A 25,210-nucleotide genomic window follows, 5' to 3' on the forward strand; every position below is an offset into this window, starting at 1 on the left:
GGCCCAGGATGGAGGGTGAGCCCGGCGGGAGCTGGCAGTAGCCCGCGGGGCTGGGACGGACCCCACTGCGGGGTCCCCGCCGCAGGCTTCCCCCCGAGACAGCGGCGCGGACCTGTGGGTCCCCCTCCACCGGGGGGAGCGGCTTGTCCCCTCGATGCCGCTTCCCCCGTCCTCATCCGTCCTCCGGGTGCGGGAAAGCCCCGGCGACGAGCGGCGCCGGGGTTTTCGTGTGCCCGTACGTGCCTGCCGTACGCGTCTGCCGTACGCGTCTGCCGCGCGCGCTTGCCGGGCGTGCCTGCCGTACGTGCCTGTCGTACCGAGAGGTGTCCGCGTGTGTTGCAATAACACCTGTGGGAGCGTCACACAAAGGAAGGGCGCCGCAGCGCTAGTGCTTAGGCGGCAAGCCCTCGCATTTGGGGGCCAGCTGTCCCCCTGTGACGTGGTCCTTCCCATCGAATTCCTCGGTCAGCCATACCCCGTTTTCGTCCTTGAACGGCTGCACCTCCACCTGGTGCAGAACGTACGCACTCACGTCCGTCGGCCAGCAGGTGAGCGGGTTCACCTTCACGTCGTGAAACGTGGTGGATTTGATGTCGGCATGAGTGAGATCCGCGCTGTGGAGACTCGCTCCCTCAAGATGAGCGCCTTTTAGGCTCGTATGCGTCAGGTCGGCTCCGATGAGATTCGCGTTCTCCAGGTGGGCCCCGTCCAGGACGGCTCCGCGCAGAACGGTGTCGCGGAGCTCGGCTCCCCGGAGGTCGGCGTTCCGGAGGTCGGCGTCCCGGAGATCTTTGCCGCTGAAGTTGATCCCTTTGATGTCGCGGTTGCCGGGGGTGAAGCCGGGAATGGCCTGGGCGACTTCGACGCCGGCTTTCCATGCCGCGTACTGCTGCGCCTTTTCCCATGACTTCTGAAAGAACATGATGGCCAAGCCGACGGCAAGACCGGTGACAAGTCCTCCGCCGATGGCAGAGAGAACGCCGATACGCGGCTCGCGTTCCCGCATTTTCACGGCCATTCGCCAGGCCTCTACGGCGAATGTGGAACCGAGGATGACCAGCACGGAGACGAGCGTCCACTGCCATGGGCCGACAACGGGCATGGGGAACCTCCCCATTGCGTGAGCAACAGCCCTCTATTCATCTGTACGCTTCACCACTGTTGATCGCAAATCGAGCACGGACTCGGCGTGGAACAGGCCGACTTGAATAACTCGGTTCTTCCGTATGCGACTTCCTGCTACGGCTTCCCGCTGCGGATCCCCGCTGTGACTTCCCTCTGTGACTTCCCTCTGCGACTCCAAGGTCCGGGCAGTTCTCATCGGCACGCGGCAGCGGTGCCGGACGGCCGACCGGGACGGGAAGGGACGGTCAGGAGGTCTTCGCACCCGCGCGGCGCCGCCGTACGGCGAGGACCAGAAGGCCGCCGAGCGCTGCGGCCGCGGCTGCGGTGCCGGCGATCAGCGGGGTGCCGTCGGAGCCGGTGCTCGCCAGGTTGCCGGTCGCGGAGCCGTCGGCGGACCCGTTCGTGGAGCCGCTCGTCGACGCGCCGCCGGTCGAGGAGCCCGAGGTGCCCGTACCGCCGGCGGCCTGCCCCTGCGGGTCGTTGCCGCCCGTGTCGGAGCCGCCGTCCCCGGAGCCGCCGGTGCTGGAGCCGCCCGAGGTGCTGGGGCCGTCCTCGTTGTCGGTGGGGATGGCGATGTGGATCTGCGCCTTGTCGTTGGCGGGGTTCTTGTCGAAGGCCGGGTGGATGTCGTAGACCGAGGTCGCCTTCACCTCGCTGGTGGTGGTCTTGGTGCCCTTCTTGATCTTCAGCATGAAAGTGAAGGTGGCCGTCTCACCGACGTCGAAGGTGTCGTCGGCGGGCCGGCAGACATAGCGGGACTTGCCCGGCTGCCCGGCGGATCCGGCGGGCCCGTCGATCCCGAACGGCACGCACTCCTTGGGCACTTCGGTGGCGACGGTGCCTGCCGGGATGTTCACCATGAGCGCCGTCAGGTCGTCGCTCTCCTGGTTCTGGATCCAGCCGGGACCGTCGTTGCGCAGACTCACGTTGATCGACTGATTGCCGCCGGCGAGGGCCTCGGTGTCGTCACCGATGGCGACGAGGTCGGCTGTGCTGTCGGCGGTCAGGGTCAGACGCCTGTTGCTGTCGCCGAACCCCTCGCCCGGGGTCTCGCCGCTCTTTCCGGTGCCGTACTCGACGGCTTCCATCAGCGCCTGCGGCAGGGCCTTGAACCGTACGGGAGTCTCGATGGAGGCGCCGGGTTCGATGACCTTGTCGAGCTGGCACAGGGCCTGCCTGACCTGGTTCTCGATCGTCGAGTAGGTGCAGCCCTCGACGGGCGCGGGGAAGTCGAGACCCCTCGTCAGCCGGATCCGGAAGCTGACGCCGTCGGCTGCCGCGGTGCCCTTGTTGGTGATGACGACGTTCTCGTCGTACACCTCACCGGGCTTCGGCGAGGTACTCGGCAGCTCCGAGATCACCAGGTCGGCCCCGGCCTCCTCGGCATACGCCGCGGGAGCCACGACCGCGGGCACGGCGGCGGCGATCGCGGCAGCGGCCACGACGGCGGCCGATCGGCGGATGGGCGAGCGCGTGTGCTGGCGCACGGTGGATCTCCTCGTCGGAACAGGAAGCACGGCCACCGGAATGTTGGCCACCCGGTCATGTACTGGACACCTGAGGTGTGCGGAGGGTTGTGCCCGCGTTCCCGACCTGGCCGCGCCGTTCCTGCCGAGGGCGAAGCATCCAGGGCGGTGAGGTTTATGCGCTCGACCGGCCGACTGAGACGGACATGCGCGAAGGGTCCGGCTCAATGAGCCGGACCCTTCGTCTACGTGCGGTAGCGGAGGGATTTGAACCCTCGGTGACTTGCGCCACACTCGCTTTCGAGGCGAGCTCCTTCGGCCGCTCGGACACGCTACCGAGGGAGACCCTACCCCAAGGGGGGCCGTGGTCTGAAATCCGTTTCGGCGACCGTGATGATCACCAATCAACCGTCGTCCGGTGACCACCGACCACCGACTACCGGTCGCCGGTCACCGGTCAGCGGTCGCGGAAGAAGTCGGTGAGCAGGCGCGCGCACTCGTCGGCGAGGACGCCCTCGATCACCTCGGGCCGGTGGTTGAGCCGCCGGTCGCGTACGAGGTCCCAGAGGGAGCCGGCCGCGCCCGCCTTCTCGTCGCGTGCGCCGTACACGACCCGGTCCACCCGGGACTGCACCAGCGCGCCCGCGCACATCGTGCAGGGCTCCAGGGTGACGACGAGCGTGCAGCCGGACAGCCGCCATTCACCGAGCTCGGCGGCGGCCCTGCGCAGCGCGAGAACCTCGGCGTGCGCCGTCGGATCGCCGGTCGCCTCGCGCTCGTTGTGCCCGGTCGCGAGCACCGTCGTACCGTCCACGGACAGTACGACGGCGCCGACGGGAACATCCCCGCCCCGGACGGCCCGGTGGGCCTCGTCCAGGGCGAGCCGCATCGCGGCCCGCCAGCGGTCGCGTACCGGATCGACGGGATCGGGCTGTGGAGTGTCCTCGGTGCTGCTCACCCGGGGAACCTAGCGGAACGTTTCGAGAAGCTAGCGGACGGTCTCCAGGACCTCCGCCGCTCCCAGGGCTTCGGCGATCGTGCTGAGCGCGTCGCCTTCGTCCAGGGCGAGCAGTTCCTTCTCGCTCACACCGAGGTCGGCGAGGATGTCGCGGTCCCCGACGGGGCTGTGCGACACGGCCTCGCCGGACACGGTCTCCTCGTCCTCTTCGTCTTCGTCTTCGGAGTCCTCGGGCTCACCGTCCTCCGTGCCGTCAAGGTCGAGGGAGTCCAGGTCGGCGTCGTCGTCGCCCGGCTCCCGTCCTAGTAGTTCGTCCGTGAGCAGGATCTCGCCGTACGAGCTGCGGGCGGCGGCGGCGGCGTCCGAGACGTAGATACGAGGGTCCTCCTCGCCATCCACGCGGACGACGCCGAACCACGCGTCCTCCTGCTCGATGAGTACGAGCACCGTGTCCTCTTCCGAGACTTCACGGGCCAGGTCGGTCAGATCCGACAGGGTCTCCACATCGTCGAGCTCTGTGTCGCTCGCTTCCCACCCGTCTTCGGTGCGCGCGAGCAGTGCGGCGAAGTACACCGTGACTCTCCCACTGGTCATAGGCGTGCCGGTTGGGGGTCCCCCCGGCGGAGGCTGTGGGCGGGGCGTGCTGCTCCGAGCCCCACCCACTCGGAATCGTGGCAGAAACAGAGCGTTCAGGGGACGTCTTCGGCCTGCTGTGTCTGCCTCTTTTGATCGCTAACAGCGGATCGTACGCGGCTGTCGGCGCCTCGTACGCACCTCCCCGCCCAGACACGGGCTCGCGCGGCACGGGCGGGGGATGCGGTCGGCGCAGGCGGCCCATCGGCTCGGGGCGGGTGGCGCACCGGCCGGGGCCGGGCGGACCTACCAGCGGAAGGTGCGCATGCGCATGGCGTGGCGCAGCCGGGCGGCCTTGGCGCGTCGGGGCTGGACCCGGTCGCGCAGTTCGCGCGCCTCGGTCAGATCGCGGAGGAACTGGGCGCGCCGCCTCCTGCGCTCGGCGTCGGTCTCCAACTGCTCGGAGGACTCCTCTTCCCGGTTTCGCATAGGCACACCACCCCAGGTCCGTCACTCCCACTTTCCCTCCGATGGGCGGTTTGATGCCAGCGCACGGGTGACAGCGCGGGCGGGTCCTTGCCGAGCCGTGCCGCTCGGGGCAGGGCGGACGGAGCGGTGCCGGGCGGGGCAGTGGCGGGTGCCGCGGGCCCGGTTACTGTTGTGGACATGCGTCTCCACGTCGTCGACCACCCCCTGGTCGCCCATAAGCTCACCACCCTGCGCGACCAGCGCACCGACTCCGCGACCTTCCGGCGGCTCGCCGACGAACTGGTCACCCTGCTCGCCTACGAGGCCACGCGGGACGTGCGCACGGAGCAGGTCGACATCGTGACCCCGGTCGCCTCCACCACGGGCGTCAAGCTCTCCTACCCGCGCCCCCTGGTCGTGCCGATCCTGCGCGCGGGCCTCGGCATGCTCGACGGCATGGTGCGGCTGCTGCCGACCGCCGAGGTGGGCTTCCTCGGCATGGTGCGCAACGAGGAGACGCTGCAGGCCTCCACGTACGCCACCCGCATGCCGGACGACCTCTCCGGTCGCCAGGTGTACGTCCTCGACCCGATGCTGGCCACCGGCGGCACGCTCGTCGCGGCGATCCAGGAGCTGATCAAGCGCGGCGCCGACGACGTCACCGCCGTGGTCCTGCTCGCCGCCCCTGAGGGCGTCGAGCTCATGGAGCGCGAGCTCGCGGGCACGCCGGTCACCGTCGTCACGGCCTCGGTCGACGAGCGTCTCAACGAGCACGGCTACATCGTGCCGGGGCTCGGGGACGCGGGGGACCGGATGTACGGGGCCGCTGAGTAAGTACCTCTTCTACGAGGCTGTCAGCAGCTCTTCTTCGCGGTGGAGGGCGTCGGCTGGGGCTTGGCCAGGACGGCCAGAGCCTTGTCGGCGTCCTCCTTCTTCGTGAGCGACGCGAAGCCGTTGCCGATGATGAGGTCGACGTCGGTGGCCTGCCGGCGCCCGTCGGTCTTCAACTCCGCTCCGGAGAGCTGCGTGTTGAGGACGGGGAGCGCGGCCGAGGCGGCGGCCTTGGCGCCGAGCAGTATCCCGGCGCCCTCGACCTTCTTGTCGTACGCGGCCGTCGCGTTGCCCACGTCGCCGATCTTGAAGCCGCGCTTCGCCAGCTCGTCCGCGGTCTCCTTGGCCAGCCCACTGCGGGTCGTGGCGTTCAGGATGTTCACGGTGATCTGGCCGGGCTTGGGCAGCGTCCCGGCGAGGGTGACACTGGCCGTCGAGGCCGAGGGGCTCGCCTCCGAGGCGCAGTCCGCCTTGGGGCCCGCCGCCGTGGCCTTGCCGCCGCCGCCCGTGAAGACATCGATGAGCTGCAGGGTCCCCCACCCGATCAGCCCGAGTGCGGTGACGGAGGCGACGACCAGGAACACGAGCCTGCGGCGCCCCCGGGGTCGGCGCATCCGCGGGTACTTGTCCCCCGTGATCCGGTACTGGCCGCCCATGCCAGGGGGAGTGAGCATGCTCATGGGCGCAGCGTAGTGCGCCGTGGCGACGATAACTACTAAATGATCATTGCCGGTCGCGCAGTCCAACCCAAAAGGGTCAACGCGCACTCGACCCGGGGCCGACGCGGGCTCAGAACTAGGCCGAAGCGGGCTCGCGGCGAGGCGGAAGCACGCTCACGGCGAGGCCGCAGCGCGCTCACGGCGACACTGCAGCGGGCTCGCCGTGAGACCGACGTGGCTCGTCGTGCAGCCGGCGTGGCTCGTCGTGAGGCGGACGTGGCTCGTCGTGCACCCGACCCGGCTTGTCGTGCAGCCGGCGTGGCTCGTCGTGAAGCCGACGCGGCTCGTCGTGCAGCCGGCGCGGGCTGTCAGTCCATCTCGAGCACGCGTGCGTGGAGCACCTGGCGCTGCTGCAGCGCGGCGCGGACGGCGCGGTGCAGGCCGTCCTCCAGGTACAGATCGCCCTGCCACTTCACGACATGCGCGAAGAGGTCGCCGTAGAACGTCGAGTCCTCGGCGAGCAGCGTTTCCAGGTCGAGCTGGCCCTTGGTCGTCACGAGCTGATCGAGGCGGACCGGGCGCGGCGCGACGTCCGCCCACTGCCGGGTGCTTTCCCGGCCGTGGTCGGGGTACGGCCGGCTGTTTCCGATGCGCTTGAAGATCACACGGAAAGCCTACCGGTCAAGACCTTCCGGGCGCAGCCGCGGCGGCGGAGTGCGACGCTGGAAAAGACGCCGTAAAGCCGTGCAAATCGGAAACTAGGGCCTGATATGAGCGACAGCGAGACCGTGCCACCGGCCGCCGATCCCCCGCCGACCACCGGCCCCGCTCCCGAAACGGCTGCCGGCGCCGTCCCCGAGAGCGCCGGGAGCGCTCCAGCGATGCCACCGGAGACGGCCAGGAGCGCTCCCGCCCTCCCCCAGGAGGCCCTGGAGATCGCCTCCGGGTATGCCTTCACGGGCCCGGCCCTGGATCTGGGCGCCCTGCTCTGGGACACGCGGTGCCTGCCCGACGTACAGATCCGCATCCCGCTGCCGATGCTCAACCGGCACGGGCTGGTCGCGGGCGCCACCGGTACCGGCAAGACCAAGACCCTCCAGCTGATCGCCGAGCAGCTGTCGGCCCAGGGGGTGCCCGTCTTCCTCGCCGACATCAAGGGCGACGTGTCGGGCGTTTCGGTGCCGGGAGTGCCCAACGAGAGGGTCCAGGAGCGAGCCCGCGACGTGCACCAGGAGTGGACGCCGGGCGGCTGCCCCGCCGAGTTCTACGCGCTCGGCGGCATGGGCCACGGCATCCCCGTCCGCGCGACGGTCACCAGCTTCGGCCCGGTGCTGCTGTCCAAGGTGCTCCAGCTCAACCAGACCCAGGAGCAGTCGCTCGGCCTGATCTTCCACTACGCCGACCAGAAGGGCCTGGAGCTGGTCGACCTCAAGGACCTGCGCGCGGTCGTCGCCTTCCTGACCTCGGAGGAGGGCAAACAGGAACTGAAGGGGATCGGCGGCCTCTCCACCGCCACGGCGGGCGTCATCCTCCGTTCCCTCACCGCCTTCGAGGCGCAGGGCATGAGCCCCTTCTTCGGAGAGCCGGAGTTCGACACGAGCGAGCTGATGCGGACGGCCTCGGACGGCCGGGGCATGGTGTCGGTCCTCGAACTCCCCGGAGTCCAGGACAAGCCGCAGCTCTTCTCCACCTTCCTGATGTGGCTGCTCGCCGACCTCTTCCACGACCTCCCGGAAGTCGGCGACGCCGACAAACCGAAGCTCGTCTTCTTCTTCGACGAGGCCCATCTGCTCTTCAACGGCGCCTCCAGGGCCTTTCTCGACTCCCTCACGCAGACCGTCCGGCTCATTCGCTCGAAAGGGGTCGGCGTCTTCTTCGTGACCCAGACCCCGAAGGACGTACCCGGCGATGTCCTCGCCCAGCTCGGCAACCGCGTCCAGCACGCGCTGCGCGCCTTCACCCCGGACGACCAGAAGGCGCTGAAGGCCACCGTGAAGACGTTCCCGAACTCCCCGTACGACCTGGAGGAGGTCCTCACCGGCCTCGGCACCGGCGAGGCCGTCGTCACCGTGCTGAGCGAGAAGGGCGCGCCGACGCCGGTCGCGCTGACACGGCTGCGGGCGCCGCAGTCCCTCATGGGTCCGGTCGACGCGGACTCGCTGGACCAGGCGGTGCGGAGCTCGCCGTTGTACGGGCGGTACGCGGAGGCGGTGGACCGGGAGTCGGCGTACGAGAAGCTGGCGGCGGCGGAGGCGGTGGCGGCTGCGGCGCCCATGCCCAGGAAGGGAGCGCCCCCGAGGGAGGCACCCCCGAAAGAGGCGCCGTCGAGGGGGCGGCCCAAGGAAGAGGCCTCCGTCGTCGAACAGGTGGTCGGCAGCGGGCTCTTCAAGTCCCTGGCCCGTTCGGTCGGTACGCAGATCGGACGGGAGATCACCCGGTCGCTCTTCGGGACGGCTCGGCGTCGACGGTGACGGTGTCTGTGCCGGTGCCTGCGCCTGCGCTTGTACGGGTGCCTGTGCCTGTGCTCGTGGCCGTGCTTGCGCTGGGCCTGTGCTTGTAGGGCGACCGCCCCTTCCCGTCCTGGGGAGGGGCGGTCGTCTGTGATCAGTCGCGGCCGGGTTCCTTGGGGGGTGTTTTCTGTTGTGGGGCGTCCCGCTGGGGGCGGGGATCCGGCTTCGGTGCGTTGCGTAGGGCTTCCGCGCGCAGCAGGGCGCGCAGGACCGCGTAGGGGTCACTGGGCATGAGGGTGTCCTTGTGTTCGCTGAAGAGGGACGGGGCGGCCGGTACGAAGCCGGGTCCGTCAGCAGCGCAGGACCACGCAGCGGAGGGCGTGCAGGGCGGGGGAGGGCGCGGGCGGGGCGAGTGCCGGTACGGGGTGGGGGCGGGGTTGCTCGGGCTCGCTCTCCGGGCGGCCCGTGGCGGGCCGCAGTGGGGTGACGGGGTGTCCCTGGCGGGACGGCAGGCGCAGGGCCGTGTCGAGTACGTCGTGTTCGGCGATGCCCGTTTCGGCGGCCGTGGTGGTGAGGGGGGCGGTGAGTACCTCGGGGTGCGGGCCCGTGACGAGCATCGCGACGACCATGAGGATGAGGATCCGTAGCCAGGTGGTTTTTCTGGGCTTGGTCCTGGCGCGCGAAGGAGCCCCTCCCCGCGGTCGCGGGCACCGGCGCAGTGGGTGCGGGGGGCGACGCGGGGCGGGGCTCATATGACGTCCTGTCCCCACCGGAGGTGGGTGGTCATCGGGATGGCCGCGAGATCCGCCCTCATGGCGTACCTGACGGGCGCTAAGTTGACGTCTGAGGGGGGGGGTGGGGCGGCGGTGGGGGCGGTGGTGAAGGTGGGGGTTACAGGATCCGAGGGACGAGCTGGGCACCGGAGCGGATGCGGAAGGCCGTGATGATCTCGACGATCCCCACCGCGATCAGCCAGATGCCGCCGACCAGGGTGAGGACGGCGACCGATTCGAACGGCGAGTCGATCAGCACGATCCCGGCGATGAAGGTGACGATCCCGAGAAAGATCTGCCAGCCGCGCGCGGGCACGTTCTTGTCGGAGACGGCGGCCAGTGTCTGTGTGATCCCGCGGATCAGCCAGCCGATGCCGATCCACAGGGCGAGCAGCAGGATCGACTGCATCGGGCCACGGAAGCAGAACAGGCCGAGCAGGATCGACAGGGCGCCGCTGATGAAGGCCAGGACGCGCAGCGAGGTCGCCTTGTGCGTGCCGAAGGCGGAGACCAGCTGGAACACGCCGCTGATCAGGAGGTAGACACCGAACAGGATTCCGGCCGCGAGCAGGGAGGCGCCCGGCCAGACCAGAACCAGGACGCCCAGGATCAGGGACGCCACGCCGGTGAGCAGGACGACCTGCCAGGCCGCGCGGGACAGGGCGTGCAAGGGGCCCTCGGCGGGGGGCTCCTGCGAGGGTGCGCGTGGGTCTCTCGCGGCATGCACGTGACGGTCGTCGTATTCCGGGCTCCGGGGAGAGCCGTTCGGTGGCTCGGTCATGCCCCATGCTGTGAACGGCTGCGGGCGTCTCGCCACCGGGGTGACCCGAGCGGTGGACGCGCCCGGGTGGCGGTGCGTCGTGGGTCGGGGGCGGGCCGGTACATCAAGCCCGTCGCCTGATGGACACCTCTGCCTGCTGTCACGGTGGCCCTTGCCCGTGACCACGTACGCGACGGGCTGTGATGTACCGGCCCACCCCCTCCCGCCGGTGGGCACCTGCACCTCTCATCCCGGCCGGCAATCTTTCAGCCCGGCCGGGCTGGAGGTCTTTAGCCCGTCCGGCGTTTGAGGACGAGGCCGTCCAGGCCGACGCGGGGGTCTGGGGGCGGCAGCCCCCAGGAACAAGGGACGGGTAGGGGCGGAGGGGGCGAAAAACTCGCGCTTGTGCACCCACGCCGGGTGCAGGGCCAACGCAGGGGGGACAGGGGACGTACGGGCCGCGCGCCGCACGGAACCCCGGGTACAAGCCCCCCTACTTGCCGGAGGCCTTCGCCGCGGCCTTCATCTCCTGCTTGTGCGCCCGCACCTTCGCCAGCGACTCCGGCCCGGTGATGTCCGCCACCGAGCGGAAGGACTTCGGTTCGCCGTACGCCCCCGCGGCCTCCCGCCACCCCTTGGGCCGCACCCCGAACTGCTTGCCGAGGAGGGCGAGGAAGATCTGCGCCTTCTGGGTGCCGAAACCGGGGAGTTCCTTGAGGCGCCGCAGGAGCTCGGCGCCGGTGGAGACGTCCTTCCAGATGGCGCTCGCGTCTCCCCCGTAGTGCTCCACGAGGTACTGGCACAGCTGCTGGATCCGCTTGGCCATCGACCCGGGGTAGCGATGAACGGCCGGCTTGGCGGACAGCAGCGCGGCGAACTTCTCCGGGTCGTACGCCGCGATCTCGTGGGCGTCGAGATCGTCCGTCCCCATCCGCTGGGCGATCGTGTACGGCCCCGCGAAGGCCCACTCCATCGGTACCTGCTGGTCCAGCAGCATGCCGATCAGCGCGGCCAGCGGGCTTCGGCTCAGCAGTTCATCGGCCTCGGGCTGCTGGGCGAGGTGAAGAGTGACGTCCATGAAACCGATGATCGCGCCTACCGGGGCACCCCGCACGTACGATCCCGAATCGGGAGAGTTAGGTTAGCCTAACCTGATAAGAGTGGGGATGGCTTGTGACCGTCGAGATCTACCGTGACGCCTGGGGCATTCCCCACCTGCGCGCGGACAGCGCGGAGGAACTCGCCCGCGCCCAGGGCCGTACCACCGCGATCGACCGCGCCTGGCAACTCGAGGCCGAACGGCACCGCTCGCAGGGCACCTCGGCCGCCTTCCTCGGCGCCGAGGCCGTCGCCTGGGACCGGTTCGCCCGGCAGGCCCGCCTCGACGACACGGCGAGACGCTGTTTCGCGGCCCTGGAGAGACGGGACCCGGAGACCGCCGAGTGGGTCGTCGCGTATGTGGACGGGGTCAACGCCGGGCTGGCCGAAGGCGCCCGTCGCGCACCGGAGTTCGCGGCGACCGGGCTCACCCCGGGCCGCTGGGAGCCCTGGAGTCCCCTCGGTGTCTGGCTCGGCACGCACATCCTCTTCGCCGGGTTCCCCGCCAAGCTGTGGCGCGAGGAGGTCGTACGGCTGCTGGGCGCGGAGGCGGTCCAGCTGTTCGCCATGGACGGGCCCGGTACGTCCGGGAGCAACGGGTGGCTGGTGAGCGGCGAACGTACCGTCACCGGGCGGCCCGTCATCGCCGGTGACCCTCATCGCTTCATCGAAGACCCCGGCGTCTACCAGCAGATCCGCCTCGCCTGCCCGGAGTTCGACGTGGTCGGCCTCGCCGTCCCCGGCGTCCCGGGCATCGCCCACTTCGGCCACACCGGAACCGTCGCCTGGGCGATCACGAACGCGATGGCCGACTACCAGGACCTGTACCGGGAGCGCCTGCGGCGGTCCGGTGGCATCGAGGCGCTCGACCCGGACGGCGCCTGGCGACCCGCGGCACACCACGTGGAGCAGGTGGAGGTGGCCGGGGCCGACTCCGTCGAGGTCGAGGTGATCGAGACCGCGCGGGGGCCCCTCGTCATCGGCGGAACCGGCACGGAGGAGTCCCTCAGTCTTCGCTACCCGCCCCGCGTGACCGGGGATCTCGGCTTCAGCGCGCTGCTTCCCCTCCTCCGGGCCCGCCGAGTCGCCGACGTGGACCGGGCGTTCGACCGCTGGGCCGAGCCCGTGAACGTCGTACAGGCCGCCGACACCGAGGGCGGGGTGCTGCACCGGGTCGCCGGAAAGGTCCCGGTCCGGAGCCACCACAACCGGACGCGGCTCGTGCCCGCCTGGGAGCCCGGGCACGCGTGGCAAGGGTGGCACGAGATGCCGCGCTCCGGTCTCGACGACGGCATCGCCGTCATGGCGAACCAGCGTCGCGGCCCGGCGGCCCCGCTCGGCATCGAGTTCGCCCCACCACACCGCGCCACCCGCATCCGGCAGTTGCTGGAGGGGCAGCCCCCCGGCCCGGCGGCCGGGAAGCGAACCTGGTCCGCACAGGACATGGCCGCCCTTCACATGGACACCCATCTCGCCTCCGCCGAGGCCCTGCTCGACCGCGTGGCCGCTCTCGACGAGGGGCTCCGTCCCGAGGCGGTCGCGCTCCGGGAACAACTCCTCGGCTGGGACCGGCGAATGGAGGCCGAGAGCGCCGAGGCGGCGGCGTACGCGGCGGTGCGCGGCGCGGTCGTACGACGGCTGGTGGTGCACCCCGCGCTGGCCGTCCTGGCCGACCCGCCCGCGTACCCGGAGGTCTTTCTCCCCTGGCTCGCCCTCACCCCGCGCGTCGCTTTCGCTCTCGAAAACCTGCTGAACGCCGAGGAGTTGTACGGAATCGACCGTGACGCCGTCGTGCGCGCCGCCGTCGAGGAGGTGGCCGAGGGGTGGACGCCCCGCACGTGGGGCGACACCCACCGGCTCGCGCCCTGGCGCGCGCTCACCGGTTCGTCGTACGACGAACCGGGGCTCTCCGGCGACCACGACTGCGTGCTGTGCACCTCGGCCGTACCCGGCCTCACCGACCTCAGCACGCGCGGCCCGGCCGCCCGTTACGTCTGGGACCTCGCCGACCGCGAGAACAGCCTCTGGGTGGTTCCGTTCGGCGCCGACGGTGTCCCGGGCGCGCCCCACCACGATCAACTCCCCTTGTGGCTCAAGGGAGATCTCGCCCCGGTGACCACCGACTGGAACCAGCTGACCAAGGAGACCCATGATGAGTGAGGCGCACGCCTCTGGCCGCGCGGCCGTGCACGAGCAGCTGCTCGACGGCTTCGGCACCGTCCGCATCCTGCCCCTCGACCCGCACGCCGACCTCGACGTCGTCCACGGGTGGGTCACACAGGAGCGGGCCGCCTTCTGGGGGATGAACGGGCTCACGAAGGAGCAGGTCCTTCAGACGTACGTCCATCTGGACTCGCTCGACACCCATCACGCCTACCTCGCCGTCACGGACGGCCGACCCGCCGCGCTCTTCCAGACGTACGAGCCCGAGGCCGACCGCGTCGGCGAGTGCTACGACGTCCGGCCGGGCGACATCGGCGTCCACGTGCTGATCGGGCCGGCCGGACCCGGCGGCGCGCGACCGGGCCACTCCTCCGCGCTGTTGCGCGCGTTCACCTCGTACGTGCTGACCGGTCTGGACCGGCAGCGGGTCGTGGTCGATCCCGACGAGCGCAACGAGAAGGCGATCGCTCGCTTCGAGCGGCAGGGCTTCGCGGCGGGACCCGCGGTCGTCCTGCCCGAGATCGACCTTCCCGACGTCTACTTGCCCGAGAAGCGCGCCCGGCTCGCCTTCCTCACCAGGACGGCCTTCGAGGCGGGTTCCGCGTCGGGGGGATGAGCAGGGCGCCGCCCGCGTCCGTACGTATCCAGGACTCTGAAAATGTGGCACCTGAAATGTGGCACCTGAAAAATGCGGCCCGGAACTGCTGCACCCGGAACTGCTGCACCCGGAACTGCTGCACCTGGAAATACGGACAAATGCCGACCCCTGGACATGCGGAGACAGAGCGTGAGCGGACAGCGAGACCGACGGCGCGTCGTCCGGGGCCTGGTGCTGTTGGGAAGCGTCCTGGCGCTCGTCCTCTTCGGCGGGGTGGGCGGCGCGTCCGCGCATGCCGCGCTGACGGGCACCGATCCGCAGGACGGCAGCATTCTGAAGTCGGCGCCGCGACAGGTCACGCTGACGTTCAGTGAGTCCGTCGGCCTTCTCGACGACTCCTTCCGGGTGCTCACCCCGGACAACCGGCGCGTCCACACGGGCGCGCCCGGCCACGCGGGCGACCGGTCCTCCACCGCCCGCGTGACCCTGCCGCGCGGGCTGGGCACCGGCACGTTCACGGTGGTCTGGCGGGTCGTCTCGGCGGACAGCCACCCCGTTTCCGGCGCCTTCACCTTCTCCATCGGCAAACCCTCCGCGACCACCGTCGCCCTGCCCTCCGCGCCCGCCGGCGATACCGTCTCGGCCACCCTCTACGACATCGCCCGGTACCTCGCCTACGGCGGCCTGGCCCTGCTCATCGGCGCGGCCGGGTTCGTCCTGGCCTGCGGATACCCGGGCAGCGTGCGGCGCCTGCTGCTGACCGGCTGGTGGACCCTGCTGGTGTCCACACTCGCGCTGCTGCTCCTGCGCGGCCCCTACGAACGCGGCACCGCCGTGACCGCGGCCCTCGATTCGACCGTCCTGCGCGAGACGCTGACGAGCAGGCCGGGGATGGCGCTGGTCGCCAGGCTAGTGCTGCTCGCGGCTGCCGTCTTCCTCCTCGAACGCGTACGTGTGCAGGTACGGGGACAGGGACGGGCGCGGGGCGTTCTCGTCCTCGGCGGTCTGCTCGCCCTCGGGCTCGCGGTCACCTGGGCCGCCGCCGAGCACGCGTCCGCCGGGATCCAGGTCCCGCTGGCGATGGTCTCCGCCGTACTGCATCTGCTCGCCATGGCGGTCTGGCTCGGCGGCCTGACCGCTCTGCTCGCGGCGCTCTACCGCCCGGCCGAACACCTCCCCGCAGCCGTCGTCACCCGCTTCTCCCGGCTCGCCCTCACCGCGGTGGCCGCCCTCGCCGCCACCGGCGCCTACCAGTCCTGGCGCGGCCTGGGTTCCTGGGACGCCCTGACCTCGACGTCGTACGGCAGGATCCTGCTCGCCAAGCTCTGCGCGGTGGCGCTTCTGCTGCTGGGGGCGGGGTATTCGCGGCGGTGGGCGGGGAGGGCGGGGCGGCTCGTGTCGGCCGAGGCCGCTGTTCCGGCGACCGCACCCGCGGAACGGGTGGCGGTCCCGGTCGGGGGTCCGGTCGCCGCCGAGGTGGCGATAACCGTCGGGGCTGTCTCCGACGCGGCGGCATCCGGCGTGGCTGTCTCCGATGCGGCGGCATCCGGCGTGGCTGTCTCCGATGCGGCGGCCTCCGGGGACGTACGACCTGATGGCACGACCTCCGCCCCGGCTTCCGATCCGTCAGATCCGTCAGATTCGTCAGATCCTTCCGCCGGCCCCGCCGGCCCCAGCGACACTGCCGCCCCCATCGACACTGCCGTCTCAGTCGACCCCGTCCGGCGTCGGCAGGCCGCTCTGCGGCGCTCGGTGCTCGCCGAGGTCACCGTGGGCATCGTCGTCCTGGTGATCACCACCGTGCTGACCGGGACGCAGCCGGGCCGGGCGGCCGCGGAGACGGCCGCGGCGGCATCCCCCGGGCAGCCCACCTCGTCGACGTCGCTGGTCCCGTTCGACGTCGGTACGCCGGGCGGGCACGGCAAGGTGCAGATCGAGCTGACGCCGGGCCGGGTCGGCGAGAACTCCGTGCAGGCCGTGATCCTGGGCCCGGACGGGGGCATCGCGACCGTCCCCGAGCTGCGCCTCACCTTCACCCTGGCCGCGCAGAAGGTCGGCCCGATCGACGCGGAGCTCACCGACAAGGGCGGCTACTGGGGGACGGACGGCCTGACGCTTCCGCTGGCCGGTACGTGGACGATGAAGGTCACGGTGCGCACCACTGACATCGACCAGGTCACGGTTTCGGGGAACGTGAAGATCGGCTGATACGGGTGCGGCGCGGTCCCCGCAGCACCCACGCGGACCACGTCACCCGGGATTTCTACCGCCGCCTGGTGGGCGACGGCACCGACACCTCTCCCCACGCCCTGCACCACACCGTCCGAGAGCTACGGCGCCGGAAGCCGGACCGTCCCCACATCTGGGCGGCCTACGTCCACGCAGGAACCTGAGCGCGCCCGGCCGACTCGGACGGCAACCGAGCCCGCCAACGTCGAAGGGCCCCACCGCGAACGGTGGGGCCCTTCGACATCGTGCCCGGTGAGGCACTGGCGGAGGATACGAGATTCGAACTCGTGAGGGGTTGCCCCCAACACGCTTTCCAAGCGTGCGCCCTAGGCCTCTAGGCGAATCCTCCGCCGCAAACAATACAAGACGTTGAGGAGTGCTCGCGAACTCGTTCCCCCCGCTCAGATCCTGTACCCTGTGCGGAGCCCCTCACGTGGCGCTATCTGACTGAACTCCCCCAGGGCCGGAAGGCAGCAAGGGTAGGTCGGCTCTGGCGGGTGCGTGGGGGGCGCTTGCGTTTGCGGGATGTCCGGGGCGCGGGCGGTCGCGGGCCGAGGGGGTACGGGCCCGGTGGGCAGGTCGGCCTCCGTGGGCGGTCCTTGTTGTCAGTGGGCGCCTATAACCTCGTATGCGTGTCGTCTCTCGCGCTGTACCGCCGCTATCGCCCGGAGTCGTTCGCCGAGGTCATCGGGCAGGAGCATGTCACCGACCCGTTGCAGCAGGCGCTGCGGAACAACCGGGTCAATCACGCGTACCTGTTCAGCGGTCCGCGCGGGTGCGGCAAGACCACCAGCGCGCGGATCCTCGCCAGGTGTCTGAACTGCGAGCAGGGACCCACGCCCACGCCGTGCGGGGAGTGCCAGTCCTGCCGGGACCTCGCTCGGAACGGACCGGGGTCCATCGACGTCATCGAGATCGACGCCGCCTCCCACGGTGGTGTGGACGACGCCCGTGACCTGCGAGAAAAGGCCTTCTTCGGACCGGCGAGCAGTCGGTACAAGATCTACATCATCGACGAGGCCCACATGGTCACGTCGGCCGGTTTCAACGCGCTGCTGAAGGTCGTCGAGGAACCGCCGGAGCATCTGAAGTTCATCTTCGCCACCACCGAGCCCGAGAAGGTCATCGGGACGATTCGGTCGCGGACACACCACTACCCCTTCCGGCTCGTGCCTCCCGGAACCCTGCGCGGGTACCTGGGCGAGGTCTGCGGACACGAGGGCATTCCCGTCGAGGAGGGGGTGCTGCCGCTGGTCGTGCGGTCCGGCGCGGGGTCCGTGCGTGACTCCATGTCCGTCATGGACCAGCTGCTCGCGGGGGCGGGCGACGCCGGTGTGACGTATGCCATGGCGACCTCGCTGCTCGGGTACACGGACGGGTCGCTGCTGGACTCGGTGGTCGAGGCGTTCGCCGCGGGAGACGGCGCCGCAGCCTTCGAGGTCGTGGACCGGGTCATCGAAGGGGGCAACGACCCTCGGCGGTTCGTCGCCGACCTGCTGGAGCGCTTGCGGGACCTGGTGATCCTGGCCGCCGTGCCCGAGGCCGCCGAGAAGGGGCTCATCGACGCTCCCGCCGATGTGGTCGAGCGGATGCAGGCCCAGGCTGGCGTCTTCGGCGCCGCCGAGCTGAGCCGCGCCGCCGACCTCGTCAACGAGGGACTGACGGAGATGCGCGGCGCCACCTCGCCGCGGCTCCAGCTCGAACTCATCTGCGCGCGCGTCATGCTGCCCGCCGCGTACGGGGACGAGCGGTCCGTCATGGCCCGGCTGGACCGTATCGAGCGCGGGGTGAACTTCTCCGGTGGCGGGGCCGCGCCCGCCATGGGGTACGTGCCTGGGCCTGAGGTGCACGGTGCGGTGCCGGTCGCGTCGGGTGCGTCTGTTCCGCCGGGTGCGCCGGGTGCGCCGGGTGCGCCGGTTCCGGGGGGTCCGGCTGGTTCGCCCGGGAGCGGGGCGGCGGCCGCGGCTCGGGCCGCTGTTCGAGGACCCGGCGCTGGGACAGGTGGTTCGGCGGGTGCTCCCGTGCAGGGCTCGGGAGCGGCTCCCGAGTCGGCCTCGCCTGTTGCGCCTGATGCACCTGCGGCGTCCGCGGCCCCTGCGGCTCCTCCGGCGAGTGCGCCTCCGGCGGCTCCCGCGGCGCCTCCTGTAGCCGCGCCCCCGGCCGGGGGCGCGCCCGGTGCCTGGCCCACGGCGACGGCCGCGGGCAGTGGCCGACGCCCCGGGGGGTGGCCGACGGCCACCACCCCCACAGGCGGCGGGCAGGCTTCTCGTACGACCCCTGGTACGGCCGCTCCCGCATCTGCACCCGCGCCTGCTCAGGCCCCGGCTCCTCAGGCGGTCACTCCCACGCCCGGCGCGCCGGCTCCCGCGAGCGGCGGCGGCATCGACCCCCGCACCCTGTGGCCGAACATCCTGGAGGCGGTGAAGAACCGCCGCCGGTTCACCTGGATCCTGCTCAGCCAGAACGCGCAGGTGACGGGTTTCGACGGCACGACCCTGCAGATCGGCTTCGTCAACGCGGGCGCGCGGGACAACTTCGCCGGCAGCGGCAGCGAAGAGGTGCTGCGGCAGGCGCTGTCCGAGCAGTTCAACGTCCAGTGGAAGATCGAGGCGATCGTCGACACCTCGGGCGGCTCGGGCGGCTTGGGCGCACCGGGCGGCTCGGGCGCAGGCGGCCCGGGTGGCGCGGCACCGATGGCTCCCGGCGGCTCCGCGTTCGGTGGCGGTGGCGGTGGCGCTGGTGGTTACGGCAGTGGCGGCGGCTACGGCGGCGGTGGCGGGGGCGGTGGATACGGCGGGGCTCCGGCCGCCCCGCGTCCCACGCCCCAACAGCCTCCGGCTTCGGCCTCGGGCCCCGCGGCACCCCAGGGCGGCCCGTCCGCGAGCCACATTCGGCCCGCGCCCCCGACCCAGCCTCCCGCTCCCGAACCGCCCCCGGTGGCCCCCGAGGACGACATCCCCGAGGACGACGACCCGGACCTCGACGAGTCCGCACTCTCGGGCCACGACCTGATCGTCCGCGAACTGGGGGCGACGGTCGTGGAGGAGTTCTCCAACGAGTGAGGAGTCCGGGCGGCGGCACCGAGACGAATGACGGCGGCACCGAGTCGAATGACGGCGGCACCGAGTCGAATGACGGCCGCACCGAGTCGAATAGCGGGTAGCCGGTAGCGGGTGGCCAGTAGCGGACCGGATCATCAGCAGCGGTGGCGGACCGGATGGCCAACAGCGGACAGAGGGTGCCGCCGGGGCACCCGCAGCGGCGGCCCCCCACGCGGTCGCCGGGGCACCCGCAGCCGCGCGCAAGCCCACGCGGCCGCCGGGGCACCCGCAGCAGCCCCCTCAACCCCACGCCCCTTAGAGGATCCCACCAACCCGCCACACCCCCCGCTTCGGTAGCCCCCACAAAGGCACCCGCCCCCGGCGGTTAGGCTGACCCCGTGAAGGTCCTTGTCATCGGTAGCGGCGCCCGCGAACACGCCCTGTGCCGTTCCCTGTCCCTCGACCCCGACGTCACCGCCCTGCACTGCGCCCCCGGGAACGCAGGCATCGCGGAGGTGGCCGAGCTGCACGCGGTCGACGCCCTCGACGGCGCCGCCGTGGCCGCGCTGGCTGTCGAGCTCGGCGCCGAGCTGGTGATCGTGGGCCCGGAGGCCCCGCTCGTCGCCGGGGTCGCCGACGCGGTGCGCGAGGCGGGCATCCCCTGCTTCGGCCCCTCGAAGGAGGCCGCGCAGCTGGAGGGCTCCAAGGCCTTCGCCAAGGACGTGATGGCGGGTGCGGCGGTCCCGACGGCCCGCTCGTACGTCTGCGCGACACCCGAGGAGGTCGACGAGGCGCTCGACGCCTTCGGCGCCCCGTACGTCGTGAAGGACGACGGCCTCGCGGCCGGCAAGGGCGTCGTCGTGACCGACGACCTCGACAAGGCCCGCGCGCACGCCAACGCCTGCGACCGTGTCGTCATCGAGGAGTTCCTCGACGGCCCCGAGGTCTCGCTCTTCGCGATCACCGACGGCGAGACCGTCGTCCCACTCCAGCCCGCCCAGGACTTCAAGCGTGCGCTGGACGGCGACGAGGGCCCGAACACCGGCGGCATGGGCGCGTACTCACCGCTGCCCTGGGCGGACCCGAAGCTCGTCGAGGAGGTCATGGAGACCGTCCTCCAGCCGACCGTCGACGAACTGCGCCGCCGCGGCACACCGTTTTCCGGCCTTCTTTACGCGGGTCTGGCGATCACCAGCCGTGGCGTACGGGTCATCGAGTTCAACGCCCGCTTCGGCGACCCGGAGACCCAGGTGGTGCTCGCCCGCCTGAAGACCCCGCTCGCGGGCGTGCTGCTGGCCTCGGCGAAGGGCACCCTCGCCCACCTGGAGCCGCTGCGCTGGAGCGATGACGCGGCCGTCACGGTGGTCGTGGCCTCGCACAACTACCCGGACACCCCGCGCACCGGCGACCCGATCACCGGGCTCGAGGAGGTGGCGGCCCAGGACGCCCCGTACGCCTACGTCCTGCACGCCGGGACGAAGCGCGCCGGCGACGCGGTGGTGAGCGCGGGCGGCCGGGTGCTCTCGGTCACGGCGACCGGCACCGACCTCACCGAGGCCCGCGAACGGGCGTACACCGCACTCGCCCGTCTCGGTCTCGACGGTTCGCAGCACCGTACGGACATCGCGGCGAAGGCCGCGGCGGAGGCGTAGGCCTCCTATTCATCGACAGGGGGCGGCGCACCCCTTTCGACGGCAATGATCAGGCCCCGGATTTCGTACGGAATCCGGGGCCTGATCATTGCCCACCGTCATCCACCTTTCCCCAAAGCCATTCCATCGAGTGACCGATGCCCCAACCGGCTGACGGGGGCCGAGGCCCCAACTAGGGTGCGGCGAAAGCGTTCCGGCACTTGGCCCACCGGCATTGCGATGTCAGTGGCGGGTGCCACAGTGGGGGAGTGAGCAACGCCAGGACATCCGTCGACACCGGCTGTGGGACAGCCGGTGCCGGGCGGACCGTAGGGGGTGACGTCCGGTCGTGACCGGTATGGGTGTGGAGGTGGGCGCGCAGGCCGCGCGCTCCCGGGCTCTCGCCGTGCTGCGCATCCGCAGCAGGGCGCTGGCCGTCGCCCTGCTGCCCGCGGCCGTCGCCGTCGTGCTGCTCGTCGGCGGCTCCACCGGCCATATCGCAGGGGGCAGCTGGGGGGCCGTGCGCTGGATCATGTCGGTCCTCGCCGTCCTCGTTCTGCTCGTGGCCGCGGGCATCGCGCTCGTCGTAGCCCGCGCGCGGCCAGCCGTGAGTCCGACGGTCCCGATCGCCGAGGAATCGGCCCCCGATCTCTATCGCATGGTCCGCGACCTGGCCGACCGCCTCGACGTCCCGGCCCCCTCGGCGATAGCGCTCACTCCGGACTGCGACAGCTGGCTCGAGGACCGCACCCACCCGGCGCACGGCCCGCCCGAGCGAGAGGCCCGGGACGCGAGGGAGGCCCTGGAGGGAGTCCGAGGCATAGGTGGAGCCGGAACCCGGGGCATACGAGGGCTGTCGTCGCGGCCCCGCCGGGCCCCCTCGGCCCCCGTCCTCGTCATCGGCTCGCCCTTCCTGTGGTGGATGCGCGTCGGGGAACTGCGCGCGGTCCTCGCCCCGGTCGTCGCCGGTACGGGCCCGTCGGCCCACCCCGACATAGCCGCGGCCCGCCGTTTCGTACGGGGCCTGGACGCGGCCGTGGCCGTAGCCTCGGAGCCGACGCGCGGACCGCTGTCCCGCACCGTCCTGGGCGGTGTCGGCTGGGTGACCCGCCTCCTGCTGCGCAGCTGCCGGGGCCACGCGGCGGAGATGGAGCGCGGCGTGGCGACCGCCGCGGCCGAGCGTGCACAGGCTGTGGATTACGGGCTGCGGATCGTCGCCCAGGAGCAGGTCGGTCTGGCGTACGCCGGATGGGACCGCCTGCTCACCCGGGTCGCGCTGCCCGCCTGGCGGATGGGCCGCTGGCCGTCCCGGCTGGACGTGGGCGTCGTCGCGGCCCTGACCGAGCTGTCCCGCCGCGACCGGCTGGCCGAGGGATTCGCCTCACGCCTCGGCGAGCGCCCCGCCTGTGACCTGCTCGAAGAGCCCGGCACGGTGGACGAGGCGGCCTCGCTCCTCGCCGCCCGGCTCTTCCACGGGGGCCCCGCCGAGCCCGGGCCCCACTGGGCCCCGGTCGACTGGCAGGACTACCCGGACGAGGTCGTCGACCGCAAATGGCGTACGGACGCGGCCCGCCTCCACCGGGTGCTGGACACGCTGGGCGTGCGGCTCCCCGCCAACCCGGCGGTGCCCGAAGCGGACGGCCCTACGCTGGCTCGGGTGATAGACCACCTCTCCGCTCCCCCGGAGAAGTGCGAGGAGGGGGAGGGGGAGCAGGGCCCGGTGGCTCTCGGCGAGGGCCCGGACGAGAACGCGGTGGCACTCGGCGAGGGCCCGGACGAGAACGCGGTGGCACTCGGCGAGGGCCCGGACGAGAACGCGGTGGCACTCGGCGAGGGCCCGGACGAGACCCCGGTGGCACTCGGCGAGGGCCCGGACGAGAACGCGGTGGCACTCGGCGAGGGCCCGGACGAGACCCCGGTGGCACCCGGCCAGGGACCGGACGAGGACCAGATGGCTCCCGACCCAGGCCCAGTTCCAGGCCCGCATCCGGACCCGCATCCGCAGCCGCACCCGCACCCGGGCCCGGAGCCGGCCGCGCTCGCTGCCCCCAGTAGAGGCGCGTACGAGAAGATGGCGATGGCCGAGGACGAGGACGACGCGGACCTCGCCCGGGGGAACGAGCGGACGGCCGCGCTCGCGGCCGGGCTCACCGCGGAGCTGGCCCGCGAGGAGGCGGCGGCGCCGGCCGTGACGTCCGCCCCGGCGGGGGGCACGGAGCCGCAGGGGCCCGACCGAGCCCTCTGGGACGACGGAATGCTGCCGCTCTTCCCCCTTCAGCCGCCCCGGACCGGTCGTGAGCTGCTCGCCGACCATGTGACGGCGATGGTGTGCTGCGCGGCGATGGACACCGCGGGGGCGGTGCCGGGCCTCGACTGGCTCGATGGGCCGTCGCTCCTTGTCGCCGGCGAGCGTGCCGCCGATCTCGGGCCCCGTGTACTCGCCCTCGTCGAAACGGGGGACCCCGCGCCCCTCCGCGACTGGCTTCGCCACCTCGGCGTCCGCCCGGAGAAGCCGGTTCGCCTGGTCTGAAGGGTCTGAAGGGTCTGAAAGGGCTGGAGTTGAAGGGTCTGGGTCTGAAGGGGGCCGTCACCCTGGCCGCGGGGTCGAACGCCGGTGTGCTCCGGTTCAGACGGAATCCGGCGTTCCACTCACGTCAATTCGCGACGAACGGTGACGGAGTGCGTGCGTAATGTGATGTGCTGGGACCGATCGCGCACAGGGCAAGGGTTCACTAGGACGACGGGGGCGAGAGGGAGGGGAGCAGGCATGGGGTCGGAGCAGATCCGCCGCTGGGAGTCGGGAGCACTCGCGCACGCCGTGTCGGACCCCTTCGGGCAGGGTCCCGTCCCGTGGCTCCGCGGCGACGAGCACTATTTCGACGACACCGGCCACGTCGTCCCCTGGTACATCGACCACCTCGACCACCTCGATCCGGCTCCGGGCGGCGCCACCCTCGTACGGAACGATCGCGAGGGCCGCGACCCCAAGGCCCCGCCCAGGCGCGCCATCCCGCACCCCCGGGCCGGTGGACCCCGCTCCGCCGACGACGTCCACCGTCAGATCAAGGGCTTCACCTCCACCGGTGCGGCCGCCCCGGGCGAAGCCATCGACTTCCACATCACCGTCGACCCGCCACAGGAATTCAGCGTCGACATCTACCGGATCGGGCACTACGGCGGCGACGGCGCCAGCAAGATCACCACCAGTCCGCGCCTCTCCGGCATTGTCCAGCCCCCGCCCCTCACCGCCGACCGCACGGTCTCCTGCCACCACTGGTGGCTCTCCTGGCGGCTCCAGATCCCGGCCTTCTGGAGCATCGGCGCGTACGTCGCCGTCCTCACCACCGCCGACGGGTACCGCTCCCACGTCCCGTTCACCATCCGGGACAACCACCCCGCCGACCTGCTCCTCCTGCTCCCGGACATCACGTGGCAGGCGTACAACCTGTACCCGGAGGACGGCCACACCGGTGCCAGCCTCTACCACGCGTGGGACGCGGAAGGCCGGCTGCTCGGCGAGGCTGACGCCGCGACGACGGTCTCCTTCGACCGCCCGTACGCCGGCGCGGGGCTCCCTCTCCACGTGGGACACGCCTACGACTTCATCCGCTGGGCCGAGCGCTACGGCTACGACATCGCCTATGCCGACGCCCGCGACCTGCACGCCGGCCGCGTCGACCCCACCCGTTACCGCGGCCTCGTCTTCCCCGGCCACGACGAGTACTGGTCGACGCAGATGCGCCGCACCACGGAACTCGCCCGCGAGCACGGCACCTCGCTCGTCTTCCTCTCGGCCAACACCATGTACTGGCAGGTGGAGTTGGGGCCGTCCCCGTCCGGTGTCGCGGACCGGCTGCTCACCTGCCGCAAGCGCAAAGGCCCCGGGAAACCGGCCCTTTGGCGTGAAATCGACCGCCCCGAGCAGCAGCTCATCGGCATTCAGTACGCGGGACGAGTCCCCGAACCACACCCGCTGGTCGTCCGCAACGCCGATCACTGGCTGTGGGAGGCGACCGGCGCGCACGAGGGCGACGAGCTGGAGGGCATGGTCGCGGGCGAGGCCGATCGCTACTTCCCGCGCACCCCGCTCCCGGAGCACCAAGGCCGGATCCTGCTCGCCCACTCCCCTTATCGGGACAGCGAGGGCGCCGTCCGCCACCAGGAGACCTCCCTCTACCGAGCGCCGTCCGGTGCCCTGGTCTTCGCATCCGGAACGTTCGCGTGGTCCCCGGCCCTCGATCGTCCTGGCCACGTCGACACCCGTATCCAGCGGGCCACGGCCAACCTCCTCGACCGCATCTGCAAACGCGACTGAGAAATCCCCCGCAGGACGGCCCCACACACCCCCTGGCCAAAGCCGCTCTCCGCATACGAGAGAATCGAGCCA

Annotated in this window: 21 protein-coding genes, 2 tRNA genes and 1 other RNA gene; 11 read left to right on the forward strand and 13 right to left on the reverse strand. The window is 71.5% G+C overall.

Annotated features, from left to right (window positions below; translation table 11 throughout):
* Nucleotides 1-385: 385 nt before the first annotated feature.
* From ACFVXA_RS16510 to ACFVXA_RS16535, 6 genes are all read right to left on the reverse strand, one after another.
* A complete protein-coding gene (locus tag ACFVXA_RS16510; RefSeq protein ID WP_383902807.1) occupies nt 386-1,102 on the reverse strand; it encodes a pentapeptide repeat-containing protein in 717 nt (238 codons plus the stop codon).
* A gap of 268 nt (nt 1,103-1,370) precedes the next feature.
* The gene (locus tag ACFVXA_RS16515) at nt 1,371-2,612 is read right to left on the reverse strand and encodes a hypothetical protein (protein ID WP_389749701.1); all 1,242 of its coding nucleotides are present in this window, start codon (nt 2,610-2,612) and stop codon (nt 1,371-1,373) included.
* A 231-nt stretch (nt 2,613-2,843) separates the two neighbouring features.
* A tRNA-Ser gene (locus ACFVXA_RS16520) sits at nt 2,844-2,928 on the reverse strand.
* 120 nt (nt 2,929-3,048) lie between these two features.
* Nucleotides 3,049-3,480 (reverse strand): tRNA adenosine(34) deaminase TadA, encoded by a 432-nt coding sequence (gene tadA, locus ACFVXA_RS16525; RefSeq protein ID WP_384397231.1) that lies wholly within the window; start codon nt 3,478-3,480, stop codon nt 3,049-3,051.
* Nucleotides 3,481-3,579: 99 nt separating this feature from the next.
* On the reverse strand, nt 3,580-4,122 hold the full coding sequence (locus ACFVXA_RS16530) for a hypothetical protein (protein ID WP_362031211.1): 543 nt from the start codon (nt 4,120-4,122) through the stop codon (nt 3,580-3,582).
* Nucleotides 4,123-4,428: 306 nt separating this feature from the next.
* Nucleotides 4,429-4,611, reverse strand: a complete 183-nt coding sequence (locus ACFVXA_RS16535) for a hypothetical protein (RefSeq protein WP_362031118.1) — start codon at nt 4,609-4,611, stop codon at nt 4,429-4,431.
* A 177-nt stretch (nt 4,612-4,788) separates the two neighbouring features.
* Here ACFVXA_RS16535 and upp point away from each other — a divergent pair, with 177 nt between their 5' ends.
* Nucleotides 4,789-5,424 (forward strand): uracil phosphoribosyltransferase, encoded by a 636-nt coding sequence (upp, locus tag ACFVXA_RS16540; protein ID WP_362031116.1) that lies wholly within the window; start codon nt 4,789-4,791, stop codon nt 5,422-5,424.
* 20 nt (nt 5,425-5,444) lie between these two features.
* On the opposite strand, the gene ACFVXA_RS16545 is transcribed toward upp, so the two are convergent.
* Together ACFVXA_RS16545 and ACFVXA_RS16550 are read right to left on the reverse strand one after the other, a co-directional pair.
* A complete protein-coding gene (locus ACFVXA_RS16545) occupies nt 5,445-6,101 on the reverse strand; it encodes a LytR C-terminal domain-containing protein (protein WP_383738089.1) in 657 nt (218 codons plus the stop codon).
* A gap of 347 nt (nt 6,102-6,448) precedes the next feature.
* On the reverse strand, nt 6,449-6,745 hold the full coding sequence (locus tag ACFVXA_RS16550; protein ID WP_362031114.1) for a type II toxin-antitoxin system VapB family antitoxin: 297 nt from the start codon (nt 6,743-6,745) through the stop codon (nt 6,449-6,451).
* A 216-nt stretch (nt 6,746-6,961) separates the two neighbouring features.
* Between ACFVXA_RS16550 and ACFVXA_RS16555 the strand changes: the two genes are divergently transcribed.
* Entirely contained in the window at nt 6,962-8,551 is a 1,590-nt protein-coding gene (locus ACFVXA_RS16555) for a helicase HerA-like domain-containing protein (protein WP_383903009.1), read from the forward strand.
* A 133-nt stretch (nt 8,552-8,684) separates the two neighbouring features.
* Here the strand turns inward: ACFVXA_RS16555 and ACFVXA_RS16560 are convergent, their stop codons facing one another.
* The 4 genes from ACFVXA_RS16560 to ACFVXA_RS16575 form a co-directional block, all read right to left on the reverse strand.
* Nucleotides 8,685-8,822, reverse strand: coding sequence for a hypothetical protein (locus ACFVXA_RS16560; protein ID WP_383738096.1), 138 nt, complete (start codon nt 8,820-8,822; stop codon nt 8,685-8,687).
* 58 nt (nt 8,823-8,880) lie between these two features.
* Nucleotides 8,881-9,159 (reverse strand): hypothetical protein, encoded by a 279-nt coding sequence (locus ACFVXA_RS16565; RefSeq protein ID WP_362031110.1) that lies wholly within the window; start codon nt 9,157-9,159, stop codon nt 8,881-8,883.
* A gap of 262 nt (nt 9,160-9,421) precedes the next feature.
* Nucleotides 9,422-10,084: an HdeD family acid-resistance protein gene (locus ACFVXA_RS16570; RefSeq protein WP_362031108.1), complete on the reverse strand. Its 663-nt coding sequence runs from the start codon at nt 10,082-10,084 to the stop codon at nt 9,422-9,424.
* 472 nt (nt 10,085-10,556) lie between these two features.
* A complete protein-coding gene (locus ACFVXA_RS16575) occupies nt 10,557-11,141 on the reverse strand; it encodes an HhH-GPD-type base excision DNA repair protein (protein WP_362029716.1) in 585 nt (194 codons plus the stop codon).
* A 95-nt stretch (nt 11,142-11,236) separates the two neighbouring features.
* On the opposite strand from ACFVXA_RS16575, the gene ACFVXA_RS16580 reads away from it, so the two are divergent.
* The 4 genes from ACFVXA_RS16580 to ACFVXA_RS16595 all read left to right on the forward strand — a co-directional run bounded on the left by ACFVXA_RS16580 (nt 11,237) and on the right by ACFVXA_RS16595 (nt 16,315).
* Nucleotides 11,237-13,321 (forward strand): penicillin acylase family protein, encoded by a 2,085-nt coding sequence (locus ACFVXA_RS16580; RefSeq protein ID WP_390025358.1) that lies wholly within the window; start codon nt 11,237-11,239, stop codon nt 13,319-13,321.
* Nucleotides 13,314-13,940 carry a GNAT family N-acetyltransferase gene (locus ACFVXA_RS16585; protein WP_389748897.1) on the forward strand — a complete coding sequence of 209 codons (627 nt, stop codon included), beginning with the start codon at nt 13,314-13,316 and terminating at the stop codon, nt 13,938-13,940. The genes ACFVXA_RS16580 and ACFVXA_RS16585 overlap by 8 nt, the downstream gene beginning before the upstream one ends.
* 213 nt (nt 13,941-14,153) lie before the next feature.
* The gene (locus ACFVXA_RS16590; protein WP_390025401.1) at nt 14,154-16,130 is read left to right on the forward strand and encodes a copper resistance CopC/CopD family protein; all 1,977 of its coding nucleotides are present in this window, start codon (nt 14,154-14,156) and stop codon (nt 16,128-16,130) included.
* 5 nt (nt 16,131-16,135) lie between these two features.
* Nucleotides 16,136-16,315, forward strand: a complete 180-nt coding sequence (locus ACFVXA_RS16595) for a hypothetical protein (RefSeq protein ID WP_390025360.1) — start codon at nt 16,136-16,138, stop codon at nt 16,313-16,315.
* A gap of 97 nt (nt 16,316-16,412) precedes the next feature.
* On the opposite strand, the gene ACFVXA_RS16600 is transcribed toward ACFVXA_RS16595, so the two are convergent.
* Nucleotides 16,413-16,500 (reverse strand) — tRNA-Ser (locus ACFVXA_RS16600).
* Nucleotides 16,501-16,571: 71 nt separating this feature from the next.
* Between ACFVXA_RS16600 and ffs the strand changes: the two genes are divergently transcribed.
* The 5 genes from ffs (at nt 16,572) to ACFVXA_RS16625 (ending at nt 25,138) form a co-directional block, all read left to right on the forward strand.
* Nucleotides 16,572-16,670: signal recognition particle sRNA small type (ffs, locus tag ACFVXA_RS16605), an RNA gene on the forward strand.
* 113 nt (nt 16,671-16,783) lie between these two features.
* A complete protein-coding gene (locus ACFVXA_RS16610; protein ID WP_390025362.1) occupies nt 16,784-19,213 on the forward strand; it encodes a DNA polymerase III subunit gamma and tau in 2,430 nt (809 codons plus the stop codon).
* 377 nt (nt 19,214-19,590) lie between these two features.
* Nucleotides 19,591-20,844: a phosphoribosylamine--glycine ligase gene (purD, locus tag ACFVXA_RS16615; RefSeq protein ID WP_362029728.1), complete on the forward strand. Its 1,254-nt coding sequence runs from the start codon at nt 19,591-19,593 to the stop codon at nt 20,842-20,844.
* A gap of 328 nt (nt 20,845-21,172) precedes the next feature.
* On the forward strand, nt 21,173-23,353 hold the full coding sequence (locus ACFVXA_RS16620) for a hypothetical protein (protein WP_390025364.1): 2,181 nt from the start codon (nt 21,173-21,175) through the stop codon (nt 23,351-23,353).
* 237 nt (nt 23,354-23,590) lie between these two features.
* Entirely contained in the window at nt 23,591-25,138 is a 1,548-nt protein-coding gene (locus ACFVXA_RS16625; RefSeq protein WP_384397181.1) for a N,N-dimethylformamidase beta subunit family domain-containing protein, read from the forward strand.
* Nucleotides 25,139-25,210 lie beyond the last annotated feature (72 nt).

It is taken from the genome of Streptomyces sp. NPDC058246, assembly GCF_042881985.1.
In the GTDB taxonomy this organism is placed as follows: Bacteria; Actinomycetota; Actinomycetes; order Streptomycetales; family Streptomycetaceae; genus Streptomyces.